Source organism: Bordetella muralis (genome assembly GCF_965139205.1).
GTDB classification, from domain to species: Bacteria; Pseudomonadota; Gammaproteobacteria; order Burkholderiales; family Burkholderiaceae_B; genus Bordetella_A; species Bordetella_A muralis.
Genome location: NZ_CBCSIU010000019.1, coordinates 14877 through 37592, shown reverse-complemented (window position 1 = coordinate 37592; position 22716 = coordinate 14877). Strand labels below are relative to the sequence as shown.

Below are 22716 nucleotides of genomic sequence, written 5' to 3'. Positions count from 1 at the left end.
AACAAGACACGAACATGCCATTATCGGGAATTCGCGTTCTCGATCTGACTCGAATTATCTCCGGCCCCTACTGCACGTCGATTCTGGCGGACATGGGCGCCGAGGTGATCAAAATCGAAACACCGGGCGAAGGTGATCCCGTACGCCGCCAAGGTGTCATCCGCGACGGCCTGAGCTGGTATTTCGCGAACTACAACCGCAACAAAAAGTCCGTGACTCTGGACTTGTACAGCCAGGAAGGCAAAGACATTCTGCGCAGCCTGATCCCACGCTGCGATGTCATCATCGAGAACTACCGCCCCGGTATCATGGAAAAAATGGGATTGGGCAGCGACGCACTGAAGGCCCTGCGGCCCGATATCATTCACTGCAGTATCAACGGATTCGGCACATCGGGTCCCTATCGTGACCGGCCGTCGTTCGATTTCATCGCTCAGGCCATGAGCGGCTTCATGAGCCTGAATGGCGCGGAAAGCGATCCCCCCATGCGTGCCGCACCGCCCATCAGTGATTTGATTGCAGGGATGAACGGCGCGTTGGGTGTCATGGCAGCGTTGCTGCGGCGCGAGCGCACGGGCCGCGGAGACACGGTCAGCGTCAGCCTGCTGAGCAGCATGATAGGCCTGCTGAGTTTTCACGCGGCAAACTATTTCGCCAACGGACAATTACCTGCCCGCACAGGCAACGATCACGGCATCGTCGCGCCCTATGGTCTGTTCGAAACGGCAGACGGTCAGGTGGCGATTGCGCCGTCGAACGACGCCATGTATGAAAAATTGCTGGATGCGCTGGAATTACAGGAATTGCGCACCCACCCAGACTTTCAGGCAAACGCCGATCGCATGCTGAACCGGACCTCGATCAAAGCCATCATCGAGGCGCGCACCCGGCAACAAGCTACACACTACTGGATCGAACGCTTGAATCGCTATGGCGTCCCGTGCGGACACGTGATGAACCTGCAAGAAGTCTTTGCCGATCCTCAAGTCGCGGATCAGGAAATGGCGATTGACGTCCCGCATCCTGACGGCCAGCAGGTGCGTATGCTGGGCTTTCCCGTGAAATTCACTGAAGCCCCCTGCCGGGCGTATCGCGCATCTCCCGAACTCGGTGGTGACACCGACGACGTGCTCACCGAGCTGGGGCTTGCTCGCGAGTACATCGCCCAACTGCGCCAAGCCGGCAAAATCTGAAATACTACACAAGGCCTGTGCCAGGGCCTTATTTGCATCGAGTAATACACGACACTGGCGCCACGACCAGCGCAAACCCCAAAGGAGATCGACATCATGCTACGTGCAACCCTACTAGCGGGCTGCTTTATGGCCCTTGCAATGCCCGCCGTTGCGCAAAAGAATTATCCTGACCAACCGATTCGCATCATCGTACCGTTCACCCCTGGCGGAGGTACCGACTTTCTCTCGCGTACCGTTGCGGCCAAATTGGCCGAGACCACTAAATGGAACGTCGTCGCAGAAAACCGCGCAGGCGCAGGCGGCACGGTTGGCATCTCGGCCGCAGCACGCGCGCAACCCAGCGGCTACGAAATCGTCATGGGCCAGACCGACAATCTGGCGGTCGCCCCCTCGCTCTATAGCAAACTCACTTATGACCCGATCAAGGACTTTGCGCCCATCGGCATCGTAGGCGAAGCCCCGCTGATCGTCGTGGCGGGCAAGAACAGCCCCTACAAGACGTTGGACGATTTGATCACAGCCGCCAAGAAGGCACCCGGCACGATCAACTATGGCTCGCCCGGTGCAGGCACTATTACCCATCTGGCTGCGGAACTGCTGCAACAAAAGGCCAATATCAAACTGGTGCATGTGCCCTACAAGGGCTCGGGTCCGGCGATGGCCGATCTGTTGGGTGGACAGATTCCCATCATCTTTACGTCGATACCTTCATCAGCGCCGCAGATCAAAGCAGGCACCGTGATCCCCTTGGCGGTCACCTCACCCAAGCGCAGCCCCGCCATGCCAGACGTACCGACCGTTGCCGAGCTGGGCTATCCCGATTTCGACGTGCGCGTCTGGTACGGTTTGCTGGCGCCGGCTCAGACGGACAAGCATATCGTGCAGACGTTGAACACGGAGCTGAACAAGATTCTCGCGCTCCAGGACATTAAAGACGCGCTGGCGGCTCAAGGCGCAACGGCAATGCCGACGACGCCCGAACAATTTGCGCAAACGATCGAGCACGATCTCAAAAAATGGAAACCGGTCATCAAGGCAGCCAATCTCAAACTGGACTGACGGCCTGATTCCGAGGATTACGCCGCCACACGCAGATGCCGCTTGCCGCGGCGGCCCGTGACCGGGGTGGGGCTGGGATTGAGCAGGCTGCTCGGGATATCAGCGAGCAGCGCTTGCTCACCTGCTTGGCTGATCTGCCCGGGCAAGATCCAGCTCTTGCCATCACCGCACTCGGTGTCCCGCAGATGTTGTGCAAGACGCATGGCGTCATGTTCCGCCCGCTCACGGCTGGGACGGGCAACCTCGCAAAAACGCGTAAAGCTGACGGTCCAATCGGATTCGCGGCCAATGACCTCGACACATCCCCGATATTCGCCCAAGTCGGCTTCGTGCACACGAGGACGAATGGTATAGCTCACCTTGGAAGCGAACGCAGCATAAGTGTCCATAGCGGATCTCCCTGATGATGTCCTGCCCATTCAGAGTAGATCAATAAGATGATCAAACTATGGCCATTTGCAATCTTTGAAAACCATTACGAAAAAGTTACATAAGCCATAATTCAGTACATTCGCGCCCGATTTTTGACGTCAAATCTTGTTGGACCGCCGTCTTCCCCGAGAGTGAGCGCTTTGACGGGACTGTTTATTTTGGTCGGAATGTTGCGATTCCGACGTGGAATCCGCCGATTTTGTATCTGTAGAACGTTGCGCATGGGCCACACGAGGCGCTTGAGACGGACGAGTTTGGCTGGACGATCCATCATGCGGCATACGCCATTCATGGCTGTCACGCCGCTGCGAACGCTGCCCCGTCTTTCGTTGACCCGTCAAGGTCGCAAAATCCGACGAAAACAAGTCCCACGACGCAATGAACAACGCGGCGATCAACGGTCCGATTACAAAACCGTTCAGCCCGAACAACCCCATCCCTCCCAGCGTGGAAATCAGCACCACATAGTCGGGGAGCTTGGTGTCTTTACCGACCAGCAAGGGACGCAATACGTTGTCGACCATGCCGATCACCAGCACACCGTACAAGGCCAACGCCACGCCCTGCCACAGCTCGCCCGAGACCAGGAAATAGACTGCAACCGGCCCCCAGACCAGGCCTGCGCCGATGGCGGGCAGCAATGATAGAAATGCCATCACTACGCCCCATAACACGGGCCCCTGGATGCCAAGTATGTAAAAAATCACGCCGCCCAACGCACCCTGCGCAGCCGCCACAGCGATGTTGCCTTTGACGGTTGCCCGGATCACGGTAGTGAATTTGCGCAGCAAGTGCAATTTGTGTGTGTCGCTCAAGGGAATCGCCTCACGCAATCGCGCCGACACAACCGAGCCATCACGCAGCAAAAAGAACAACAAATACAACATCACGCCAAAGCTGATCAGAAACTCAAAGGTGTTCTGGCCGATATTGAACGCCTGCGTGGCGATGTACTGACTGCCTTGCATGGCGCCCGCGGTCAGCTTGTCCTGCATGCTGGATAGATCGCCGATCCCGAAACGGTCCATCATGTTTTGCACGCTGGCAGGCATCGCATCCAGGATCTGCTGCACATAAGAACCGAAGTTCAAATTCCCTGACTTGACGCGTTGATACAGGCTGCTGCCCTCCTGCACCAGCGAGCCGGCAATGAAAGTCACCGGTACGATCACCACCACCAACACCAGCATCAATGAGATCAGTGCCGCGAGGTTGCGCCTGCCGCCTAGTTTGGCGGCGATGCGCCGATGAATCGGCGCAAAAATAATGGCTAGAATCGCGCCCCAGAACACGGCGCCATACAGCGGCCACAATAGCCAGACAAAGGCGATCGACACGACCACCAGGAGAAACAAGAAAAAGCGGTAATGCAGGCTGGAGCCATTCATAGCGTGAATTCCATGCGCGGCGTTGGCCGCGATTGCTGCGATTGTACAAATGGTCGGATCATAGGGGCTGCAAGGTTTGCAGACGGGCTTGTGCCTGCTCGATAGCGGCAGCGTGACTATTCAACGTATCGAGCAGTTGGTTGAGTTCGCGTTGTACAGAGGGATCGCGCACAGCGGCAGAGTCGGCGTCGATCGTGATCTGATCCGCGTGCTTGGTGATGAAATCCGCTGCACGCAGGGCGTCGTCCAAAGAAGCCAGGGCCGTGGCGGTCAGCTCGTCCAGGACGCCGACAGGCTGGGTCACGATTTTGTCGTAGGCGTTGGTGTATACCGGCTGCAGATCCGCAGGCTGCTCCCATTCGGCACGCTCGGACTGCGCATGAGCCTGTGCCTGGTGCAGTGCCTCTTGTCCGGCAGCCAAGGCTTGGCGGTCTGCCAGCAGGGTCTGCTGGCGAGCCTGCAGCTGCGCTAGCGATACCAGCTCCTCGTGCTCGAAAGCATTCGCCAGATTCTGCATCTGTTGCTGGACAGCATTGTCCACGGCGCTCAGCACCGCATATTGGTCGGCATAATCACCCAACGCATCACGCTGTGTCTCGTCCAGGGCGGGAACGCGGCGATCGGCCGTATCAATTACCTGTGTCTGCAGCCATGCAATAAACGCGGCACGTTGCTCCGGCTCTTTATTGACGCAGCCGGCAATGGCCATACTCAGCAGGACAATGCTGATGAACTGAAAGGCGATCCGCATGATTCTCCTGAAATACGCCGATACTGCGCCGGCCGCGGGGCGCTCACGCCGCAGCCGGATCGCTTACGCCGCATAGACTACCCTACAATGGCTACATGAACGCATCCAACTCTTCGCCTTCTGTTACCGGCTCCAGCGAATCGCAACCCTGGGGTTACACCCATCCCGACTGCCGGGGCTCGTCGGCATTCCTGTTTTTCACATCGGATCTCGCTCGCGTAGTGAACCAGGAGTTAGCCGGCCAATCGCTGGACGCCCCCGCCATGGCCCGCGCACAACAAGCGGTCGACGCTCTGGTGCAACGGTATGTCGATATCCAGGCTGCGCCCGCGGCGTTCAATGGCCAGCGCATCCTCCTGAAACTGGATACGACGGCGCCTGGCGCCACGCCCCAAGTCGCCTTGGAAATGTCGCCGGAGCTCGAAGACCAGATCATCGAAGCCCAACGCCTGGCGCACCAGCAGGCCGCAATCGGTCAGTAATATTTTGTCATTTATTGCCGTGGACTTGCGCCAGCAGGTCCATGATGCCACCCAGCCAAGAAAACTCTTGCCAAAACAATAATTTAGCGTTATATTAGAAAGCTTGGCAGTAAGCGCCACAGGGATACGCCAGGCAAAACGCCTGGCACATTATTTAAATCCATAATCCATCCCCGACGGCAGTCTTGGCGAAATATACCCAACATCAATCCGCCATCCTGCCTTGATTCCGTGGCCATTGGCCATTTGTTTAAATCGCCCCGCCCCAACCGAGGCATACGCCGCAACGCATACGGCCAACGTCCGTGCAGCATTTGCGACTAGAGATTGACACCCTTTTGTCATTCCTGCTTTTACGCAGCTTGCTCAAGGCTTGTCATTGCATTTCCATAACCATAACGAGAACTCAAATGAACCACTACATTCACCCCATTACGCCGTCTGAACTGCTGCCTCGCCGCGCACATACCAATCTCGATCAGGTGCCGATCCACGTCGGCGATATCGTGCACCTGCGTCCGGCCAATGGCCCAGCAATTCGCGCCACGGTGATTTACAACGCGCCGATCAACGGTACCGTGACCTACACGACCGACGTCGTGCGCCCTCGTGGCTGCTCGGATCAGTCAGGCATGCGCATTCGATTCCGTCACGAACACGTGCATCGGATCGAACCTGTCCGCAAACAGGCGGCCTGATTCCCATCAAATGATCGGTTCAGTCCAACGGCAGCCGGCCCGAGCGCACGGCACTTGATACGGCAAGCTTGGGCCTCGCACTGCCTGCGTTGGACGATTAAGCACTGACCTCGGAGCGCAGAAAGCAACGAGCCCGTGATAAAGTGGTTTTCCCTTTTCCGAGCCGGCTCCGCCCATGCTGCACACGCGTTCCTGTATCCGTATCTGGGACTTTCCCACTCGCCTATTCCACTGGGCCTTAGCCATCTGCGTCACCGGCGCCTACGTCAGCGTCAAGCTGGGCGGCCTGTACATGGACTGGCATGTCCGCTTCGGACTGGCCACGCTGGGCCTGATTATGTTCCGCGTGATCTGGGGGCTGGTCGGGCCACGCTACGCGCGTTTTTCCACTTTTGTCCGAGGTCCCGGCGCTATCAAACGCTATCTGCAAGGCGCTGCCGCCTCTGCCGGCCACAATCCCCTGGGCGCTTTGTCCGTCATCGCCATACTGGCGGTACTCGGTTTTCAGGCGGTCAGCGGCCTGTTCATCACCGACGACATCATGACGCAGGGCCCGCTATACGGCCGAGTCGATGAGGGGATCTCGTCCTGGCTCGCCTCATGGCATGAGCGTAATGAATGGATCATCATCGCGCTGGTTGCCCTGCATCTGGTCGCCATCATCTGGTACGTCGCGATGCGCCGGCGGCGTATCGTAGGTCCGATGATTACCGGTAACGCCCGGCCTCAGGACCTGCCGGCCGGCACGCCGCCAACCGAGGATGGCCCCATGATCTGGCTGCGCGCGGCGATCATCGCGGCCGCGGTAACCGCCCTGGTGCTGTGGATCCGCTCGCTGGAAATCGTGGCGGATTTTTCGTTTTCATAGGCTGCAGAGTCGCCACGCCCATCCTGCACCATCCGACAATGAAAATGTCCGGTGTCAAGACTTTTTGAGGGCCGGGCAGGTGCAGGAAAAGCTTTATGGGTCATACCGCTGAGGACTGCGCCAAGGGCGAGGAGGAAAATAAGCGTTAGGAGAGCATCGACCCTAAGGGGTCAGCCAGGACCGTCACTCGCAGCCGCAAGCAGCGGCACCAGGATGTCGCTGATCGGCGTCGGAACGCCATGAACCCGTCCGCGACGCGCGATGATGCCGTTGCGGATATCCCATTCCAGTGGCCGGCCTGCTTCCCGATCCGTGAGGATGGAGGTGCCCATGTCCGCTGGGGCCGACTGGAACTTGCCGAGGATCTCTTGCAGCACGTCCTCGCCAAGTTCAATGCCCTCTGCGCGTGCCACGGCCAGGCATTCGCGCAAATAGGCCAGTGCCAGCCCGGCGATGTCGGCGCGGCCGAACATGCCCGAGCGACGGTGCGTGAGTGCCATGAGGCCCGCCACCGCGTTCTGCAACAGCTTGCGCCAGGCGAGTGCGCTGAAGTTTTCTGCCAAGTCCACGGCGCACCGTGTGCCTTGCAGTGCCTGGGCCACAACGTGCGCGGCAGACGTATTCGGCAGAGTCAGACGCGCCTTGCCGCGCAGGCGGACCGAGCCATCGGATTGCGCCTGTGCCGGAAACCACACGACAGCGGGAACGATACGCCCGCCAGGCGCGTGTGAGCGAACCCTTGCCACCTGTTCGATACCGTTCTGCAAGACGCTCACGACGGTTTGCGGGCCGACCAGTGCCGCCAGCCATTCTGCCGCCGCCTCGATCTGCGTGGCCTTGACCGACAGAAAGACAAGATCAGCCGTGCGAGTTATCTGCTTCTGGCTCGTCCGAACCGGACCGGGGATGGTCATGGAGCGGCCTCCCTCCAGCAAAGTCAGGTGATCGCGGGGTGTCCGTCCACACAGCAAGGGCGTGCGGCCGACCTCATGCAGCATCGCCGCGAGCGTGGTTCCAATCGCACCGGGCCCCACGACAGCAGTGTTGATTTCAGTGTTCATGAAAGCGAATTCCTTTAACGGCATCTGTGCACGGGACCGTTGTGCCACTCATGCTGAGCATGTAATATATTACACATGAATAAAGATATTGGTAATGAAATTACAGAAGGCGAGCGACGATTGCAGCAATGGATCGGCAGCATTCAAGCGCGGAGCGGTGACCTCGCCGCGAGCGAGGCGAAGGTTGTCGATCTGCTGCTCACCGATCCTTTGTTTATTGGGGCCAGCACGACCGCCCAGGTTGCTGCCCGGGCCGGCGTTTCGCCGCCGACGGTGATCCGCGCGGCGCGTGCGCTTGGGTTCAGCGGCTTTCCCGAACTGAAGATCGAAATTGCCCGTGCTCGCGGTACAGCCCGGTTCTTCGCTCCGCCCGAAGTGCTCAGCGCGGATGCGACGTTGGCCTCCGTGCTGGAAACCTCCATCCGTGCCGGTGCCGATGCACTCACTGCGCTGGGCGGGGCCATCGAACTCTCTGCGCTGGATAAGGCCGTGGGTTTGATCCAACACGCTCGGCAGGTCTTTGCGTTCGGTGCCGGCCCTTCCTCGACGGTGGCCGCCGATGCTGTCTTCCGTCTGCGCGCGGTCGGCGTGATGACGGTGGGCATCACAGATCACTTGTCGGCCATGATTGCAGCGCGGCTCCTGGGCGCCGAGGACGTCGTCATCGCCGTCAGTTCGACTGGCCGCACGTCATCCACGCTTGCCGTCGCCGACGCAGCGTCATCGGCCGGCGCCTCGCTGATTGCCATCACCAACCAGTACGACACGCCTTTAGCAACCCTCGCGGACGTCGCACTTGTCGTCGGCGGCGCGCCGCTACCGGCACAGATGGCCGCTGCGGGAAGTCGGCTGGCGCAACTCGTCGTTCTTGACGCGCTGGTCGCCACCCTTGCGCTGCGCGATCCAGATCGCAGCCGCTTGGCGGAGCGGGCAGGCATTGATCTGCCTGACATTTCCTGATGCCCTGATGCAGCCCGACACCATTGCCATGGTTCTTGCCGCAGCGGTAGCGCATGCGGTGTGGAATCTGGCGTCGAAGTACAAGCGGGGAAACACCTTGCTATTCGTCTGGGCCTACAGCTGCGCTTCGACACTGTTGTGGATCCCTATCGCGGTCGGTCTCATGGAGCAAGGGCAGCAGACGATAGATGGGCAGTTGGCGGTGGCAGCGGCTGTTTCGGCGGCATTGCACATTGCGTACTCGCTGACCTTGCAGGCTGGCTACGATCGCGCCGACCTTGGGGTGGTTTATCCGATCGCCCGTGGCGCGGGGCCAGTGCTGACGATGCTGTTCGCGATACTTGTTCTGGACGAGCGGCTCAACGTCGTCGCGCTGTTCGGAGCGCTCCTGGTCGTCTCAGGCGTGCTTGTCGTCGCAGGCAACCCGTTCCGAAGCGGCAGTCGCCGCCCGCTCCAGGGCATGTTTTGGGGGGCCGCCACAGGTGCCACCATCGCCAGCTATACCGTCTGGGACAGTTACGCGGTCACGTCGCTGCATGTCGCGCCAGTGAGCTACTACGCGGGAACGCTTCTGCTCCAAAGCCTGACTCTGACGCCGGGCGCACTGCGGTATCAACGGCACATCCCCGCAGCACTTCGTACCAATGCCGTGCCTATTCTCGTTGTGGCTATCTTCTCCCCACTGGCCTACATCCTGGTGCTGAACGCCATGCTGGCGGCTCCCCTTGCACTCGTCGCACCCTTACGCGAGTCGTCCATCATCATCGGTTCCCTCTTCGCGTATCTGCTCTTTCGTGAAGACCATCTCGCGCGCCGCATCGTGGGTGCGGTCGTCGTGCTGATCGGAATCGCGGCAATCAGTCTGTGATGCTTTTTGCCGCGCGCTGGTGCGCATTCATCAATTGATGATGAACTGAAGGCAGGCTTGCCGTTGAATGCTTCGTTCGCTATACGAAAGAGCCTATGATTGCATGAAGGTAAATTATAGGAGGGCCAGCCATGTCGCGTCCTGATCTCAATCTCCTGCTGGCGCTGGATGCGCTGCTCGACGAGGGCAGCGTCATCGGCGCCGCGCGCCGCATGCATCTGAGCGCGCCGGCGATGAGCCGCACCTTGAGCCGTATCCGTGAGGCGCTTGGCGATCCGGTGTTCGTCCAGGTCGGCCGCAAGCTCGTGCCCACGCCCAGGGCGCTGGCGCTGCGCGAGCAGGTGCGGCTAGCGGTCGATCAGGCCTCGCAGGTGTTCGCCTCCGACGCCGAGATCGACCTCAAATCGCTGGATCGGCGGTTCAATATCCGCGCTACCGATGAGTTCGTGAGCATCCACCTGGGCCATCTCCTGGATGCGATGGCGCGGGAGATGCCTCGGGCGATGCTGCGCTTTTCGCCGGAGGAAGACGATGTGGACGAAGAAGCGTTGCGCAGCGGTCGCATCGACCTGTTCATCAGCGCCTCGCGTAAGCTGGTGCCGGAGATTCGCGTGCAGTCCCTGTTCACCACCACGTTCGTGGGTGTCGCGCGTGCCAACCATCCGATTTTCGACGAAGAAATCACGCCCGAACGCCTCACTCATTGGGAGCACATCAACGTGTCGCGGCGTGGCAAGGCCGCCGGGCCGGTCGATGCCGCGCTGGAGGCGAAGGGGCTGCGCCGACACGTTGCGCTGGTGCTGCCCAATCCGTACACGGCGTTGTTCGCATTGCAAGATTCGGATCTGCTTTTGCCGATGCCCCGGCATCTGGCCAGTACTGCGCTGTCCGCGGGCCTGCGTATTCGCTTGTTCGACCTGCCGACCCCGCTGGAAACGGTGCTGCTGACACAGGCATGGCACCCACGCCTGGAGGGCGACCCGGCCCATCAATGGCTGCGGCAGACCATCCATACACTATGCAACGAGAGCCAGGCGCAAGCGGCCAAACGCGCCAAGCCCTAACTAGGCGACTGGCTCTATGAATGCGTTTTACGCACTCATCTGAGTGCAATAAATTCACTTTTCGGAATGCTCGACCCTGCCTACAGTGATGCATATTGATCACTGTGGAAGGGTTGCATCGTGCATTCGGCAAACGTGCCTGACGCGGATTCAGGCGTCTCCTTACACCTCTCCCGGTTGCGGCAGCGGTTGGCGCGTGGCCTGCCTTATCTCGATCTGACCACGCCACGAGCGACCTATGTGATGCGCTCGATCCTGGCCGCTTGCCTGGCCTTGGTAGCGGCCTATCTGCTGGAACTGCACGCGCCCTACGCAGCGGCTTCCAGCGTGCTGCTGGTCATCAACCCCGTCCAGGGCGGCGTGATCGGCAAGGGGGTGTGGCGAGTACTGGGCACGCTGATCGGCATGCTGGCGGCCTTCGTGCTGATGAGCGCCTTCGGCCAGATGCCCTGGTTGTTCCTGCTCGGTTTCGGCCTGTGGCTGGGTGTGTGTGTGGTGGGTATGACCCTGCTGCGTCATTTCCGGGCCTATGGTGCCACGCTGGCAGGCTATACCGTGGGCCTGGCGGCCTACGGCGCCATGCAGCATCCGGAACGCACCTTCGACCAGGTAATGGGACGCGGGGCATCCGTGATGATCGGCGTGGTCTGCCTGGCGCTGGTCTCGGCCCTGTTCAGCAGCCGCAGCGTGCACAGCCGCTTAGCCGCGGTGCTCGACCGCCTTGCGGGCGCCACGGCCGGCGTGCTTGCGACGCATCACCAGGCCATTCAAGGTAGCGACGGACCAGATGCCAAGCCCCTCGATGCCGCACGGCGCACCCTCATCACCGAGGTCTATGGCGTGGACGATCTGCTGGCTCTGGGCAAGGCCGAATCCGCCGACCTGGCCCATCGTGCCGGCACGGTGCGGCACGCAATGGTGTCGCTGTTTTCCGCTCTTGTGGGCGGTGCGCCGCCCCTGCACGGGCCAAGCGCCAGCCTCGCTGTACTGAAAGGGTTGCAGCCGGACTGGGAAAAGGCATGGCGGGAGGTCGGCGACTCGCTGGGGCAGGAATCTGGCACGGCCGAAAGAGCACGTGCTATCCGGCTTTTGACCGACCTGCGCGCCCGGCTGGTGGACGCGCTCACTGCCACCTCGTTCGACGACGCCTCCGAGCAAGCCACAATGATGATCGCGGGCGATCGCTTGATCGAGCAACTCGACGATTACCTGCAAGCCCTCGAAGGCATCGAACGTTTCCACCAACCCAGGCCGGCGCCGGCTCGCGTGTCCGTGCCGTTCCACCGCGACACGGTGGCAGCCCTCCAGAACGGCGCACGCGCCTTGTTGACCGTGCTGATGGGCGGCGCCTTCTGGATCGCCACCGGTTGGACGGAAGGCAACATGATGCTGGCGGGGTTGGCGGCGGCCTGCGCGCTGCTGTCCACCGCGCCCAATCCCGCACTGGGTGCGGTCGAATTCATCAAGGGTACGGTGGCCGCCGTGGCGATGGCCTTCCTGTGCACCTTCATCGTGCTGCCGCACGTCTCGGGCCTGCCGCTGCTGCTGGTAACCCTGAGCCTGTTCTGGCTGCCCGGCGTGCTTGCCACCACGATGCCACGCTATGCCTTGGCCGGCGTGGCTTATCTGGTGGCATTCACGACACTCGCAGCGGCGGACAACCCGATGCGCTACGACTTTGCAGTGTTCCTCAATGGGGCTGTGGCCTGGATCCTGGCGACGTGTTTCACGCTGTTGGGCTTCAGGATCGTGCTGCCGCGCAACGGGGGGCGTGACGTCACGCGCTTGCGCCTGCGAATCCGCGATTCGGCGCTGGGCACCTTACGCGGGGAGCCGACGGATGCGCCGGCTTGGCAATGGCGTCAGCAGCACCGCATCGCGCAACTCGGCGCCTTGCTCAAAGCGCAGCCGCAGGCGATGGATCGTGCCATTGCCCAGGCGCTGACCAGTCTGCACCTGGGCCGAGAGGTGCTACGCCTTCGCCGCTGGCTGCGCCAGGCGCCCCAGGACGCCGAGTGGCCGCGCGTGGCGACGCGCGCGCTGCTCCATATGCGTCAGCGGACCGGTGACCCCGCGCGGGCCGCACGCCATGCCCGCCACGCGGCGGCCTCCTTGGCGCGTTTGCCGGTACGGCCCAGCGCCGCGATGGATGACGTGCGGCGCGTGACGGCCGTATTGCTCGACATCGCCGCATTGCTGGAGCGTCATGCGAACGACGTTCCGTTCCCCTCTGGAGGCCAAACCCATGCTCAGTGAATTCTCGTTGGGCGGCATCTACCTGCCGCCGTTCTTTGCCTACGCCTGCCTGGCGCTGCCGGTCTATCTGGGCCTTCGCTTCGTGCTCGCGCGCAGCGGGGTGCTGCGCTGGGTGTGGCATCCAGGTCTGTTCGAGTTCGCCATCTCCCTTTGCCTCGTTTCCCTGTTGGTGCTTTATGTCTGAACGCTCATTTTCCGCCCAGCGCCTGCTGCGGGCAGGACTCACTCTCGCGGTGGTCGTTGCCGCCGGGTTTCTGGTCAGTGCGCTGTGGCGCGCCTACGTCGTAGCCCCCTGGACCCGCGATGGCCGCGTCAGCGCGCAGATCGTGCGCATCGCTCCCGAGGTGTCGGGCACCGTCGCCGAGGTCTCGGTCGCGGACGATCAATATGTCAAACGGGGTGAGGTGCTCTACCGCATCGACAATGCCAGCTTCGCGCTGGCATTGGCCCAGGCCGAGGCGCAGCTGGCGGCGGCCGAGGTGTCCTTGCGCCAGAAGACTGAGGAGGCGCGCCGCCGCCGGGGTATGGAAAGCCTGGTGCCTGCCGAGGACATCCAGCGAGCGAATCAGGCCGTAGCCATCGCCCAGGCCGAACTTCGCGGTGCACGGGTCGCCGTGGACAGGGCGAAGCTGGATATGGCGCGCACCGAACTGCGTGCGCCAACCGATGGCTACGTCACGCGCCTGCGCTTGAACAAGGGCGACTACGCCGTGGCGGGCCAGCCGAACCTGGCCCTGATCGACGCCCATAGCTTCTGGATTACCGGCTATTTCGAGGAAACCAAATTGCGCGGCATCAAGCCCGGCGCGGCGGCGCAAATCCGCCTGATGGGCTTCGACCGAGTGTTGCCAGGACGGGTGGCCAGCATCGGGCGCGGCATCACCGACAGCAACCAGCAGGCCGACGCGCAGGGCCTGCCGAGCGTGGAGCCCAGCTTCAGTTGGGTCCGGCTGGCGCAGCGCATTCCCGTACGCGTCGAGTTCGAGCATGTCCCGCACGAGGTCGTGCTGGCCGCAGGCATGACCGGCAGCATTGAGGTCACGCCTTCGGCAGGCACGCCGGTACCGCAAGGCCGGTTGATTTCGCTGCTACACCGCTGGATGTGAGGACAAAGCCATGCATGCACCCATCCCCTGCACACAGCCGCGCCTTCGGCAGGCAATGCTGGCCTCACTGCTGGCCGCCCTGGCCGGCTGCACCACCGTGGGCCCGGACTACCGCACGCCGACGCTGGATGTGCCCGCGCACTGGATCGAGGCCGACGCCGCCATGTCCGAGGGCGACCACGATGGCCTACGTAGTACCTGGTGGCGCGCCTTGCAGGATCCGTTGCTCGACCGCCTGGTCGATCAGACCTTGACACATAACCAGGACCTAGATATTGCCTTGGCACGCCTGCGCCAGGCACGCGCCGAACGCGTGCAGATCGCATCAGCCGCCATGCCCGAAGTCTCGGTCGGCGCCGCCGGCGAGGCGGTGCGCAGTAGCAAGGCACTCAGCGCGCAGCCCGGCGGGCGGGCACGAACCTGGCACCTGGGATTCGATGCCAGTTGGGAACTGGACTTGTTCGGCGGCACGCGCCGCGCGGTCGAAGCCGCTGACGCCGGCATCCAGGCGCTCGCCGAAGACCATCGCGCGCTGCAAGTGAGTCTTGTGGCCGAATTGGTATCCGACTACGCCGGGCTGCGCGCCGCGCAACTGCGTCTGGCCATTGCGCAAGACAGTATCCGTACGCTGGCCGAAGCCGAACGCCTGGCCGAACATGCACACCGCGGCGGCTTGGGCACGCTGGCCGACGTCACTCAGGCCCGCGCTGAGCGAGAAACGGCCGAGGCGCAACCGCCTTTGCTGGAAGCGGACATCGCGCGTTTCAGCCATGCCATCGGTGTGCTGGCGGGCGGCTTTCCCGGGGATTGGCATGCCGACCTCGCCACGTCTGCACCGGCATTGCCCATGCCGGCCGACTTGCCGCTGTCACTCCCTTCGGAAGTGATTCGCCAACGCCCCGACCTGCGTGCGGACGAACGACGCCTGGCCGCCGCCACCGCGCAGATCGGCGTAGCCGAGGCCGCACGCTTTCCCACGTTCCGCATTCCTCTGGGAATCGGCACGACAGCCAGCGTCATCCATGATCTGTTCTCCGGCGCCAGCCTGGCGTGGTCGGCGGCGATGCAGGGCAGCCAGCCGCTTTACGACGCAGGACGCACCAAAGCCGGCGTTACAGCGGCGCAGGCCAACGCCGACGCCGTACGGCGTGTCTACGAACGGGACGTGCGATCGGCGCTGCGCGATGTCGAAGATGCCTTGACGGCATGGACCAGCGAACGCCAGCGGCAAGCAGCGTTACAGAAAGCACTGGTCGACAGCCAACAAGCTTTGGAACAGACCGCCCAACTCTACGCGCGGGGATTGAGCGCCTACTTGCCGGTGCTGGTGGCGCAGCGCAGCCTGAACCAGGCACGCGATGCGCTTGCCCTCAGCCAACTGGCGCAGTTGCAAGGCGGCATTGCCTTGTACAAGGCGCTGGGCGCGGGAGGGACGGACACGGTGTTGGTCCCGGAGCCTGACGAACGCGCCGCCGCAGAAACAGCGGCGACGCAATGACCCTTTGAGGCAGAGGAGGTGCTCAATGGAGCTACGTCATCTTCGCTGTTTCCTGGCCGTTGCCGAAGAACTCCATTTCGCCCAGTACAACAAATAGCGAGTCAAGCTTTGCCGGCTCAAAGCGATGTAAGTTTGATGTGCTTCGGGGCCGCTTATTGGAAGGTGCCTTTTGGGCTGCTGTTTTTGTGACCATTGCTATCCGTATTATTACGTCAATGCACTAATCGTCCCCTTGACGATTAGTGCATTCTACTGAATATTCCTTACACTCGCATACATAGGCTGAGCTTTTTCCCGGTGTGGTAGGCAGCTCGGATCGATGCGTCTTCGATGCGGCCTACTTCCATGTCTACAGCACATAGCCACAGTGGCACTTTGTAGCGCATGAACATCGCCACGGTCTTGTGCGCCGTCAGCGCCATCCCGACCTTGACCGGGATACCCGAATTGGCAATGTCGGTTGCGGAGCGGTGGCGGATGCCGTGGGTGCCCACATGAGTTACGCCAGCGGCTTTGAGTACACGGCTCCAGCCGTTGTAATACTCGCCCGTGGTCAGGTGCTGGCCGGGATGGGTCGGGGACGGCAGGACATAGAGGCCGCCTTCCACGCGTGGCGCTGTCGAAAGCAGCCGATGGGCTTCTTCGCTCATGGGTTTGGACATACCACCGACCTTGCTGTCAGGCCAGACGACACGCCGGTTCTCGAAGTCCACCCAGGCCCATTGGAGCGTAACGATTTCGCCGCGCCGACCGGCAAACTCGAATTGCAGCCGGATCGCCAGCGGGACGGCGTAGTTCTCCAGTCCCTCGGCATCGGTCTTGTCCAGTTGCCGGAATATCTTGCCCATGTCCTCGTCGCTGATGAGATGGGTGGCCTTACCGTTGGGGAACATCGGGACATGACGGCACGGGTTGGTGCCGTCGGGCCGATAGCCCCACACTTCGGCCAGATTGAACATGCGGCGCATGACGCTGAATGTCCGGTTCGCGTCGGCGGGTTTGTGGGCCATCTTCTTCATCATCGCGGCCACATCCGGGCGCTTCACCTCCTGCACCTTCATGCGGCCCAGCAGCGGGACGATGTTGCGGTCGATAACGCTCTGGTAGCCTTCCTGCGTGCTGAGCTTGTTGCGTACCTTGGAGTAGTCCTCCATGAACTTCGCGCACAATTCCTTGACCGTGGGCGCTTTGCGGGCGGCTGCCTTGTCGGCGGCGGGGTCGCCGCCTCGGCGCACCTGGGCCAGCCATTCCTGCGCCAGCGAGCGGGCCTGTTCGACGGTCAATTCCCCGTACTGGCCCAAGGCAGGCTTGCGGCGCTCGCCCGCATTCGTGCGACACTGGAGCATGAACACCTTGCGGCCCGCTGGGGTGATCTTGCACAAGAAGCCGGGCACCAGCGTATCCCGGAGTTCGATGGCCTGCGCTTGGGGTTGTGCCGCATCGACTGCGGACTTGGTGAGCTTGATTTTCGCCATGATGACTCCTCGGAACGACCCGATTCCCAGGAGCCTCATGAGGACCATCAGCAGGGAAGCCGGGTCAGGTTTCGGAAAGCACCGGCATATGGTGCACGCGCCTAAGCTATTGATAAACCTGCTGTATCGAGCTTCGGCGCAGTCCAGCGAAATGCGGTACTGGAGTCAGTGTGAAATGAAAAAACCCACCCATGCCTGATGCAGCGGGTGGGTCTACAGGCCATTTGCTACATGCTTATTTCTTTTCGCGATAGCTGTCGTGGCAGGATTTACAGCTGGAGCCTACGCCGCCAAACGCCGCTCGGACCTTGTCCAGGTCGCCGGAGTCGGCCGCCACCTGCAGCTTGGCCAGATTTTCTTTCAGTGCGTCACGCTTTTGCTGAAAACCCGCGGCGTCGCTCCAGACCTCCGGGCGCGCCTCGCCGCCCTCGGTACCCGGTCCGAAACCTGCCCAGGGCAGTTCGGCCAGCGTGTTGAGCAATTTCACATTGGCTTTGATCTGTTCGGCATCATAGGGGGCCTGCCCCTTGATCACAGGCTGCATGCGGCCGAAATGCGAGGCCATCAGTGTCAAAGCGGCCTGGCGGTACTTGATAGCGTCAGCCGGCTTGGCAAACTGCGCCTGCGCAGGCGCGGACCACAAAGACACAGCGATCGTACAGGCCGCAGCGGCCAGCAAGGGGAATTGCTTCATAGGGGGATCTCCCGATAGGTGCGACGAGGTGCCGGACCAGCCGGCACACACGACTATACCTCTCGTGCGAGACCTGCGGCCAGCCCGATATAGGAACGCGGCGTCATGGCCAACAGACGTGCCTTGGGCTCGTCAGGCAAGGCCAGCCCACTGACGAATTCGCGCAAGGCGGTTTCGGTAATGCCTTTGCCGCGGGTCAGGGCCTTGAGTTGCTCGTACGGCTGCGGCAGGCCATAGCGGCGCATCACGGTCTGCACGGGCTCGGCCAGGACTTCCCAGCAGGCGTCGATGTCGGCATCGATGGCGGCGGCGTTGACCTCGAGCTTGCCCAGGCCACGCAGGCAGGAATCCCATGCCACCAGGCAGTAACCCAAGCCCACACCGAGGTTGCGCAGCACCGTCGAGTCGGTCAGATCACGCTGCCAGCGCGACACGGGCAGTTTTTCCGACAAGTGGCGCAACACGGCGTTGGCCAGGCCGAGATTGCCTTCTGAATTCTCGAAATCAATCGGGTTGACCTTGTGCGGCATGGTGGACGAACCGACCTCGCCTTCTTTCAAGCGCTGCTTGAAATAGCCCAGCGCCACATAGCCCCAGATATCACGGTCCAGATCCAGCACGATGACGTTGGCGCGAGCCACGGCATCGAACAAGGCAGCCATCCAGTCGTGCGGTTCGATCTGAATGGTATGACGGTTTTGTGTCAAACCCAGTCCGCCGAGCACGCGCGCACTGAAAGCGGGCCAATCGATTTCGGGATACGCCGACAGATGCGCGTTGTAGTTGCCCGTGGCGCCGTTGAGTTTGGCCAGCGGTTCGACGGCCTCGATCGCGACGATCGCGCGTTGCAGACGCGCGGCGACGTTGGCGAATTCCTTGCCCAGCGTGGTGGGGCTGGCGGGTTGACCGTGGGTCCGCGACAGCAAGGGCTGGTCGGCATACTGGCGTGCCATGCCGCCCAGCGTGTCCGCGATCTGGCGCAAACGCGGCACCACGACCTCGGCGCGAGCGCGCGTCAACATCAGGGCGTGGGACGTGTTGTTGATGTCCTCGGAAGTGCAGGCAAAGTGAATGAACTCGGCGGCGCGGGCCAGTTCTTCATCGCCGGCGACCTTTTCTTTCAGCCAATATTCGACCGCTTTTACATCATGATTGGTGGTGCGCTCGATGTCTTTGATACGAGCGGCGTCGGCCTCGGAAAAGTCGCTGACCAACTGGGCCAGGCGCGCCCGTGCGCCCTGCGAAAAGCTCGGCAGCTCGGGAAGGCCGGCATCCGACAACGCCACCAGCCAGGCGACCTCGACCTCGACGCGGTGCGCCATGAAGCCGGCTTCGGACAACAAGCCCCGCAGCGCATCCCCGCGCGAGGCATAGCGGCCATCTAGCGGCGAAAGAGCATTGAGGTGACTGATTTGGTCGGCGATCTGCATGGCGTGAACGGATGAAAAAAGAGATAGGCAACCTGTGATTTTATCACCCAGGACCGGGCCAGCATGCGGTAAAAACGTCACGTAGGCCGATCTTTGCATTTTTGCGGGGTCTGCCCTGCTATACTTCGCCCGCTTTCGACTTCGCCTGTGGCCCTCATGAAACTAATCGGTTCACTCACTAGCCCCTACGTTCGCAAAGTGCGAGTCGTCATGGCCGAGAAAAAGCTGGATTATCAGCTCGAACTCGAAAATGTCTGGTCACCCGACACGCAAATCCAAACCTACAACCCGCTAGGCAAAGTGCCGTGCCTCGTCATGGAAGACGGCGGCGCGCTGTTTGATTCGCGCGTGATCGTCGAGTACCTGGACACGCTCTCGCCTGTAGCGCGGCTGATTCCTCAATCTGGCCGCGATCGCGCCGCGGTGAAATGCTGGGAGGCCATCGCCGATGGCCTGTTGGACGCCGGCATCCTGATCGTTCGCGAAAACCTGCGCCCCGAGGCGCTACGCAGCGCTGACTGGATCGAACGCCAATATGGCAAAATCGACGCCGCCCTGCACGCCATGGACGAGAGCCTGGGCGAACAGGCTCACTGCATGGGCATCAATTACAGCCTGGCGGACATCGCCGTGGGCTGCGCCCTCGGCTATCTGGACTTGCGTTTTTCGCACCTGAACTGGCGCGAAAGCCATGCCAACCTGGCACGCCATTACGAAAAACTCTCGGCACGCCAATCGTTTATCGATAGCGTCCCGCCGCCTCCCGCAGCCTGAGCAAGGCTAAAAAAAGCCCCGCATGCCGGATGTCGAGTCCGGTCTGCGGGGCTTTTTTTTGAGCGGGCCGCCAACACGGCACAGTGTGGGCTGCTTTTTCCTGAAACTTGATTGTCTGCGCAGGGCCGTCTCGTGAAAAAACAGCCCGCGCCCTGCTCATCGCTCAGTGACTGAAAGCCTGCACGGCCTTGAACAGCATGTAGGCCGACAGGGCGAACAACAGGCAGGCAAAAACCCGCTTCAACGTGCTGACCGGCAATCGGTGCGCCATACGGGCGCCTGCGGGGGCCGTCAATACGCTGGTAGCCACCAACGCCAGCAAACCGGGCCAATAGATATAACCCAGCATACCCGGCTGCGAGATGCTCTGGCCTAGGCCCGAGATGATATATCCCGCGCTATTTGCCAGCGCAATCGGAAAGCCCAAGGCAGCCGACGTCGATACCGCCGCATGCAGAGCGACGTTACACCACACCATGAAAGGCACGGACAGAAAGCCGCCCCCTGCCCCCACCAGGCCGGATATGAACCCTATCCCCACCCCCGCGGCGGAGGTACCGACGATGCCAGGCATTTGACGAGATGGTTTGGGCTTGGAGTTACGCAGCATGTTCCAGCCCGAGTAACTGACGAACAAGGCGAAAAACAGCGACAGCCAGGCAGTGCTGATCGCGGCAAATGCCGCGCCGCCCGACAACAGGCCGCCCACGATAATGCCAGGCGCCATGGCGAGGACGATCTTCCACTGGATGGTGCCCTTGCGCTGGTGCGCCCGCACACTCGATAGCGAAGTGAACAGAATCGAGGTCATCGACGTGGCAATCGCAGCATGCACGATCAAGTCTGGTTGCATGCCATTCCAGGCAAACAACATCGTCAAGAACGGCACCAACAACATTCCACCGCCGATGCCCAGCAACCCTGCCGCAAACCCGGCAACCGCCCCCAACGCCAGCAAGCACACCACTAGCACGACATTGACATCCACTTCGACCTCCTCTTCGTTAACGACACACCTGAGACCATCGCAGCATGTGCCGTGACTCAGGTAACAACGCAGTCCCCTCCGGACGGCGGATCAAATCATCTGATGCGCTCAAGCTGCATCGTGGCATTGCACCAGGAAACGCATCGAGCGATCCCGGTTTATAGCGTAATGACGGACAACGCGTATTGTCCGTCATGGCATTGGAAAGTACATTGCGCCAATCTGCCCGTTGTGGCGCCAGATCATGAGCGACGCGCCGTCTCCGTCATCAAACTACGTCTCGGAGGACGCGATAATCCCTCCACCCAGGCAGACATCTCCGTCATACAACACCGCCGATTGACCGGGTGTCACAGCCCATTGCGCTTGGCTGAACGACAACTCGAACGCGCTCAAGTCGGCCGACACCACACGACTGGCCGCATCGGGCTGCCGATAGCGCGTTTTGGCACCGTAATCCTTTGCCTCGGGCGGCCGGCCCGCGATCCAGCTGGCATCGAGCGCCTGCAAACGGTCTGACAAGAGCCAGGGATGATCATGGCCTTGGACGACGTACAACACGTTGCGCGCCAGATCCTTGCGGGCGACATACCAGGCGTCCGCCGTACCGTCGTCGCGTTGACTGCCTTTGACACCGCCCACGCCCAGGCCTTTGCGCTGACCCAGGGTATAAAACGATAAACCGTGATGGCGTCCGACCCGTTTGCCTTCTGGCGTCAGGATATCGCCCGGCTCAGTCGGCAAATAGCGATTCAGAAACTCGCGGAAAGGCCGTTCACCGATAAAACAAATGCCGGTGGAATCTTTCTTGGCCGCGTTGTGCAAACCGATTTCGTGCGCAATGCGCCGGACCTCGGTTTTATGGATTTCGCCCAAGGGGAATAACGTGCGCGACAGCTGCGCCTGGTTCAGGCGATGCAGAAAATAACTCTGGTCCTTGCTGCCATCCAGGGCTTTTAGCAACTGGTATTCGGGGCCGTGCTGACCCTCGACGGCGCGCACGCGCGCGTAATGCCCGGTCGCGATGTGGTCAGCGCCCAGCGTCATGGCATGATCGAGGAACGCCTTGAATTTGATCTCGGCGTTACACAAGACGTCGGGATTTGGCGTACGCCCTGCGGAATACTCACGCAGAAATTCCGCAAAGACGCGGTCTTTGTATTCGGCAGCGAAATTGACGTATTCGAAATCCACGCCGACCAAATCGGCCACACTGGCTGCGTCCAGCAGATCCTGGCGGGTCGAGCAGTACTCGGAATCGTCGTCGTCTTCCCAGTTTTTCATGAACAGGCCGATGACCTCGTAACCCTGCTGCTTGAGCAGCCAAGCGGTTACCGAAGAGTCAACGCCGCCGGACATGCCGACGACGACGCGGCCTTTGCCGGAGGGAGAATGGGAAGTTAAAGACATGATGACGGGATTTTATCGCGTCTTGCCTGATTCCCTTGTTTGTATTCCCATGCGGATAACAGGGTGTTTTTGTTTCAGTGAGCCCGCCGAGGAAGTCTGATGCTCAATGCCGTGCAAGCATCCGCAACCTGAAGACAACGTGAGCCGCGTGTTGGCGGGCAAATGCCATGCCGGCCCGTAGAGCCCGCCGAACCTGCCTTGTCAGGCGGGGGGGCAGTCGGCTGGGCATGTTTGAGCGCAGCGAGTTTGGCCCCNNCG

At 61.4% G+C, this 22716-nt stretch carries 21 protein-coding genes and 1 pseudogene; 13 read left to right on the top strand and 9 right to left on the bottom strand.

Annotated elements, in window-relative coordinates:
• Positions 1-14 precede the first annotated feature (14 nt).
• The gene (locus ACNA0I_RS21475) at positions 15-1193 is read left to right on the top strand and encodes a CaiB/BaiF CoA transferase family protein (RefSeq protein WP_415808062.1); all 1179 of its coding nucleotides are present in this window, start codon (positions 15-17) and stop codon (positions 1191-1193) included.
• A gap of 96 nt (positions 1194-1289) precedes the next feature.
• Positions 1290-2255: a Bug family tripartite tricarboxylate transporter substrate binding protein gene (locus ACNA0I_RS21470; protein ID WP_415808061.1), complete on the top strand. Its 966-nt coding sequence runs from the start codon at positions 1290-1292 to the stop codon at positions 2253-2255.
• Between the two features lie 17 nt (positions 2256-2272).
• Here the strand turns inward: ACNA0I_RS21470 and ACNA0I_RS21465 are convergent, their stop codons facing one another.
• The 3 genes and pseudogenes from ACNA0I_RS21465 to ACNA0I_RS21455 form a co-directional block, all read right to left on the bottom strand.
• Entirely contained in the window at positions 2273-2644 is a 372-nt protein-coding gene (locus tag ACNA0I_RS21465) for a hypothetical protein (protein WP_415808060.1), read from the bottom strand.
• Positions 2645-3043: 399 nt separating this feature from the next.
• Positions 3044-4075: pseudogene (locus ACNA0I_RS21460) on the bottom strand (AI-2E family transporter); the annotation flags it as partial.
• Between the two features lie 58 nt (positions 4076-4133).
• Positions 4134-4826 carry a DUF3053 family protein gene (locus tag ACNA0I_RS21455; protein ID WP_415808059.1) on the bottom strand — a complete coding sequence of 231 codons (693 nt, stop codon included), beginning with the start codon at positions 4824-4826 and terminating at the stop codon, positions 4134-4136.
• 95 nt (positions 4827-4921) lie between these two features.
• Here ACNA0I_RS21455 and ACNA0I_RS21450 point away from each other — a divergent pair, with 95 nt between their 5' ends.
• From ACNA0I_RS21450 to ACNA0I_RS21440, 3 genes are all read left to right on the top strand, one after another.
• Positions 4922-5308 (top strand): hypothetical protein, encoded by a 387-nt coding sequence (locus tag ACNA0I_RS21450; RefSeq protein WP_415808058.1) that lies wholly within the window; start codon positions 4922-4924, stop codon positions 5306-5308.
• Between the two features lie 410 nt (positions 5309-5718).
• Positions 5719-6006 (top strand): hypothetical protein, encoded by a 288-nt coding sequence (locus tag ACNA0I_RS21445; protein ID WP_415808057.1) that lies wholly within the window; start codon positions 5719-5721, stop codon positions 6004-6006.
• Between the two features lie 175 nt (positions 6007-6181).
• Positions 6182-6874 carry a cytochrome b/b6 domain-containing protein gene (locus ACNA0I_RS21440; protein WP_415808056.1) on the top strand — a complete coding sequence of 231 codons (693 nt, stop codon included), beginning with the start codon at positions 6182-6184 and terminating at the stop codon, positions 6872-6874.
• Between the two features lie 170 nt (positions 6875-7044).
• On the opposite strand, the gene ACNA0I_RS21435 is transcribed toward ACNA0I_RS21440, so the two are convergent.
• On the bottom strand, positions 7045-7935 hold the full coding sequence (locus ACNA0I_RS21435) for an oxidoreductase (RefSeq protein WP_415808055.1): 891 nt from the start codon (positions 7933-7935) through the stop codon (positions 7045-7047).
• A gap of 75 nt (positions 7936-8010) precedes the next feature.
• Between ACNA0I_RS21435 and ACNA0I_RS21430 the strand changes: the two genes are divergently transcribed.
• The 7 genes from ACNA0I_RS21430 (at position 8011) to ACNA0I_RS21400 (ending at position 15687) form a co-directional block, all read left to right on the top strand.
• Positions 8011-8895, top strand: a complete 885-nt coding sequence (locus tag ACNA0I_RS21430; protein ID WP_415808054.1) for a MurR/RpiR family transcriptional regulator — start codon at positions 8011-8013, stop codon at positions 8893-8895.
• Between the two features lie 7 nt (positions 8896-8902).
• Entirely contained in the window at positions 8903-9763 is an 861-nt protein-coding gene (locus tag ACNA0I_RS21425) for an EamA family transporter (protein WP_415808053.1), read from the top strand.
• 131 nt (positions 9764-9894) lie between these two features.
• Positions 9895-10827, top strand: a complete 933-nt coding sequence (locus ACNA0I_RS21420) for a LysR family transcriptional regulator (RefSeq protein ID WP_415808052.1) — start codon at positions 9895-9897, stop codon at positions 10825-10827.
• 120 nt (positions 10828-10947) lie between these two features.
• A complete protein-coding gene (locus ACNA0I_RS21415) occupies positions 10948-13083 on the top strand; it encodes an FUSC family protein (protein WP_415808051.1) in 2136 nt (711 codons plus the stop codon).
• Positions 13073-13267, top strand: coding sequence for a DUF1656 domain-containing protein (locus ACNA0I_RS21410; RefSeq protein ID WP_415808050.1), 195 nt, complete (start codon positions 13073-13075; stop codon positions 13265-13267). The genes ACNA0I_RS21415 and ACNA0I_RS21410 overlap by 11 nt, the downstream gene beginning before the upstream one ends.
• Positions 13260-14189 carry an efflux RND transporter periplasmic adaptor subunit gene (locus ACNA0I_RS21405; protein WP_415808049.1) on the top strand — a complete coding sequence of 310 codons (930 nt, stop codon included), beginning with the start codon at positions 13260-13262 and terminating at the stop codon, positions 14187-14189. Before ACNA0I_RS21410 ends, ACNA0I_RS21405 begins: the two co-directional genes overlap by 8 nt.
• Positions 14190-14199: 10 nt before the next feature.
• Positions 14200-15687 carry an efflux transporter outer membrane subunit gene (locus ACNA0I_RS21400; protein ID WP_415808048.1) on the top strand — a complete coding sequence of 496 codons (1488 nt, stop codon included), beginning with the start codon at positions 14200-14202 and terminating at the stop codon, positions 15685-15687.
• Positions 15688-15950: 263 nt separating this feature from the next.
• Here the strand turns inward: ACNA0I_RS21400 and ACNA0I_RS21395 are convergent, their stop codons facing one another.
• The 3 genes from ACNA0I_RS21395 to purB all read right to left on the bottom strand — a co-directional run bounded on the left by ACNA0I_RS21395 (position 15951) and on the right by purB (position 19286).
• Positions 15951-17162 carry a tyrosine-type recombinase/integrase gene (locus ACNA0I_RS21395; protein WP_415808107.1) on the bottom strand — a complete coding sequence of 404 codons (1212 nt, stop codon included), beginning with the start codon at positions 17160-17162 and terminating at the stop codon, positions 15951-15953.
• A 235-nt stretch (positions 17163-17397) separates the two neighbouring features.
• Positions 17398-17856: a c-type cytochrome gene (locus tag ACNA0I_RS21390; RefSeq protein ID WP_094838177.1), complete on the bottom strand. Its 459-nt coding sequence runs from the start codon at positions 17854-17856 to the stop codon at positions 17398-17400.
• Between the two features lie 53 nt (positions 17857-17909).
• Positions 17910-19286 carry an adenylosuccinate lyase gene (purB, locus tag ACNA0I_RS21385; protein ID WP_415808047.1) on the bottom strand — a complete coding sequence of 459 codons (1377 nt, stop codon included), beginning with the start codon at positions 19284-19286 and terminating at the stop codon, positions 17910-17912.
• Positions 19287-19442: 156 nt separating this feature from the next.
• Between purB and ACNA0I_RS21380 the strand changes: the two genes are divergently transcribed.
• Entirely contained in the window at positions 19443-20060 is a 618-nt protein-coding gene (locus ACNA0I_RS21380; RefSeq protein ID WP_415808046.1) for a glutathione S-transferase N-terminal domain-containing protein, read from the top strand.
• 163 nt (positions 20061-20223) lie between these two features.
• Here ACNA0I_RS21380 and ACNA0I_RS21375 read toward each other — a convergent pair whose 3' ends face one another.
• Positions 20224-21048 (bottom strand): sulfite exporter TauE/SafE family protein, encoded by an 825-nt coding sequence (locus tag ACNA0I_RS21375; protein WP_415808045.1) that lies wholly within the window; start codon positions 21046-21048, stop codon positions 20224-20226.
• Positions 21049-21321: 273 nt separating this feature from the next.
• Positions 21322-22458 (bottom strand): tRNA 2-thiouridine(34) synthase MnmA, encoded by a 1137-nt coding sequence (gene mnmA, locus ACNA0I_RS21370; protein ID WP_415808044.1) that lies wholly within the window; start codon positions 22456-22458, stop codon positions 21322-21324.
• Between the last annotated feature and the right edge of the window lie 258 nt (positions 22459-22716).

Excerpts from the sequence above, each read along its gene's own strand:
- ACNA0I_RS21380 (WP_415808046.1), top strand. The coding sequence starts at position 19,443 with ATGAAACTAATCGGTTCACTCACTAGCCCCTACGTTCGCAAAGTGCGA.
- ACNA0I_RS21420 (WP_415808052.1), top strand. The coding sequence starts at position 9,895 with ATGTCGCGTCCTGATCTCAATCTCCTGCTGGCGCTGGATGCGCTGCTC.
- ACNA0I_RS21430 (WP_415808054.1), top strand. The coding sequence starts at position 8,011 with ATGAATAAAGATATTGGTAATGAAATTACAGAAGGCGAGCGACGATTG.
- mnmA (WP_415808044.1), bottom strand. The coding sequence starts at position 22,458 with ATGTCTTTAACTTCCCATTCTCCCTCCGGCAAAGGCCGCGTCGTCGTC.
- ACNA0I_RS21470 (WP_415808061.1), top strand. The coding sequence starts at position 1,290 with ATGCTACGTGCAACCCTACTAGCGGGCTGCTTTATGGCCCTTGCAATG.
- ACNA0I_RS21475 (WP_415808062.1), top strand. The coding sequence starts at position 15 with ATGCCATTATCGGGAATTCGCGTTCTCGATCTGACTCGAATTATCTCC.
- ACNA0I_RS21405 (WP_415808049.1), top strand. The coding sequence starts at position 13,260 with ATGTCTGAACGCTCATTTTCCGCCCAGCGCCTGCTGCGGGCAGGACTC.
- ACNA0I_RS21400 (WP_415808048.1), top strand. The coding sequence starts at position 14,200 with ATGCATGCACCCATCCCCTGCACACAGCCGCGCCTTCGGCAGGCAATG.
- ACNA0I_RS21395 (WP_415808107.1), bottom strand. The coding sequence starts at position 17,162 with ATGGCGAAAATCAAGCTCACCAAGTCCGCAGTCGATGCGGCACAACCC.
- ACNA0I_RS21455 (WP_415808059.1), bottom strand. The coding sequence starts at position 4,826 with ATGCGGATCGCCTTTCAGTTCATCAGCATTGTCCTGCTGAGTATGGCC.
- ACNA0I_RS21410 (WP_415808050.1), top strand. The coding sequence starts at position 13,073 with ATGCTCAGTGAATTCTCGTTGGGCGGCATCTACCTGCCGCCGTTCTTT.
- purB (WP_415808047.1), bottom strand. The coding sequence starts at position 19,286 with ATGCAGATCGCCGACCAAATCAGTCACCTCAATGCTCTTTCGCCGCTA.
- ACNA0I_RS21390 (WP_094838177.1), bottom strand. The coding sequence starts at position 17,856 with ATGAAGCAATTCCCCTTGCTGGCCGCTGCGGCCTGTACGATCGCTGTG.
- ACNA0I_RS21465 (WP_415808060.1), bottom strand. The coding sequence starts at position 2,644 with ATGGACACTTATGCTGCGTTCGCTTCCAAGGTGAGCTATACCATTCGT.
- ACNA0I_RS21450 (WP_415808058.1), top strand. The coding sequence starts at position 4,922 with ATGAACGCATCCAACTCTTCGCCTTCTGTTACCGGCTCCAGCGAATCG.
- ACNA0I_RS21435 (WP_415808055.1), bottom strand. The coding sequence starts at position 7,935 with ATGAACACTGAAATCAACACTGCTGTCGTGGGGCCCGGTGCGATTGGA.
- ACNA0I_RS21425 (WP_415808053.1), top strand. The coding sequence starts at position 8,903 with ATGCAGCCCGACACCATTGCCATGGTTCTTGCCGCAGCGGTAGCGCAT.
- ACNA0I_RS21440 (WP_415808056.1), top strand. The coding sequence starts at position 6,182 with ATGCTGCACACGCGTTCCTGTATCCGTATCTGGGACTTTCCCACTCGC.
- ACNA0I_RS21445 (WP_415808057.1), top strand. The coding sequence starts at position 5,719 with ATGAACCACTACATTCACCCCATTACGCCGTCTGAACTGCTGCCTCGC.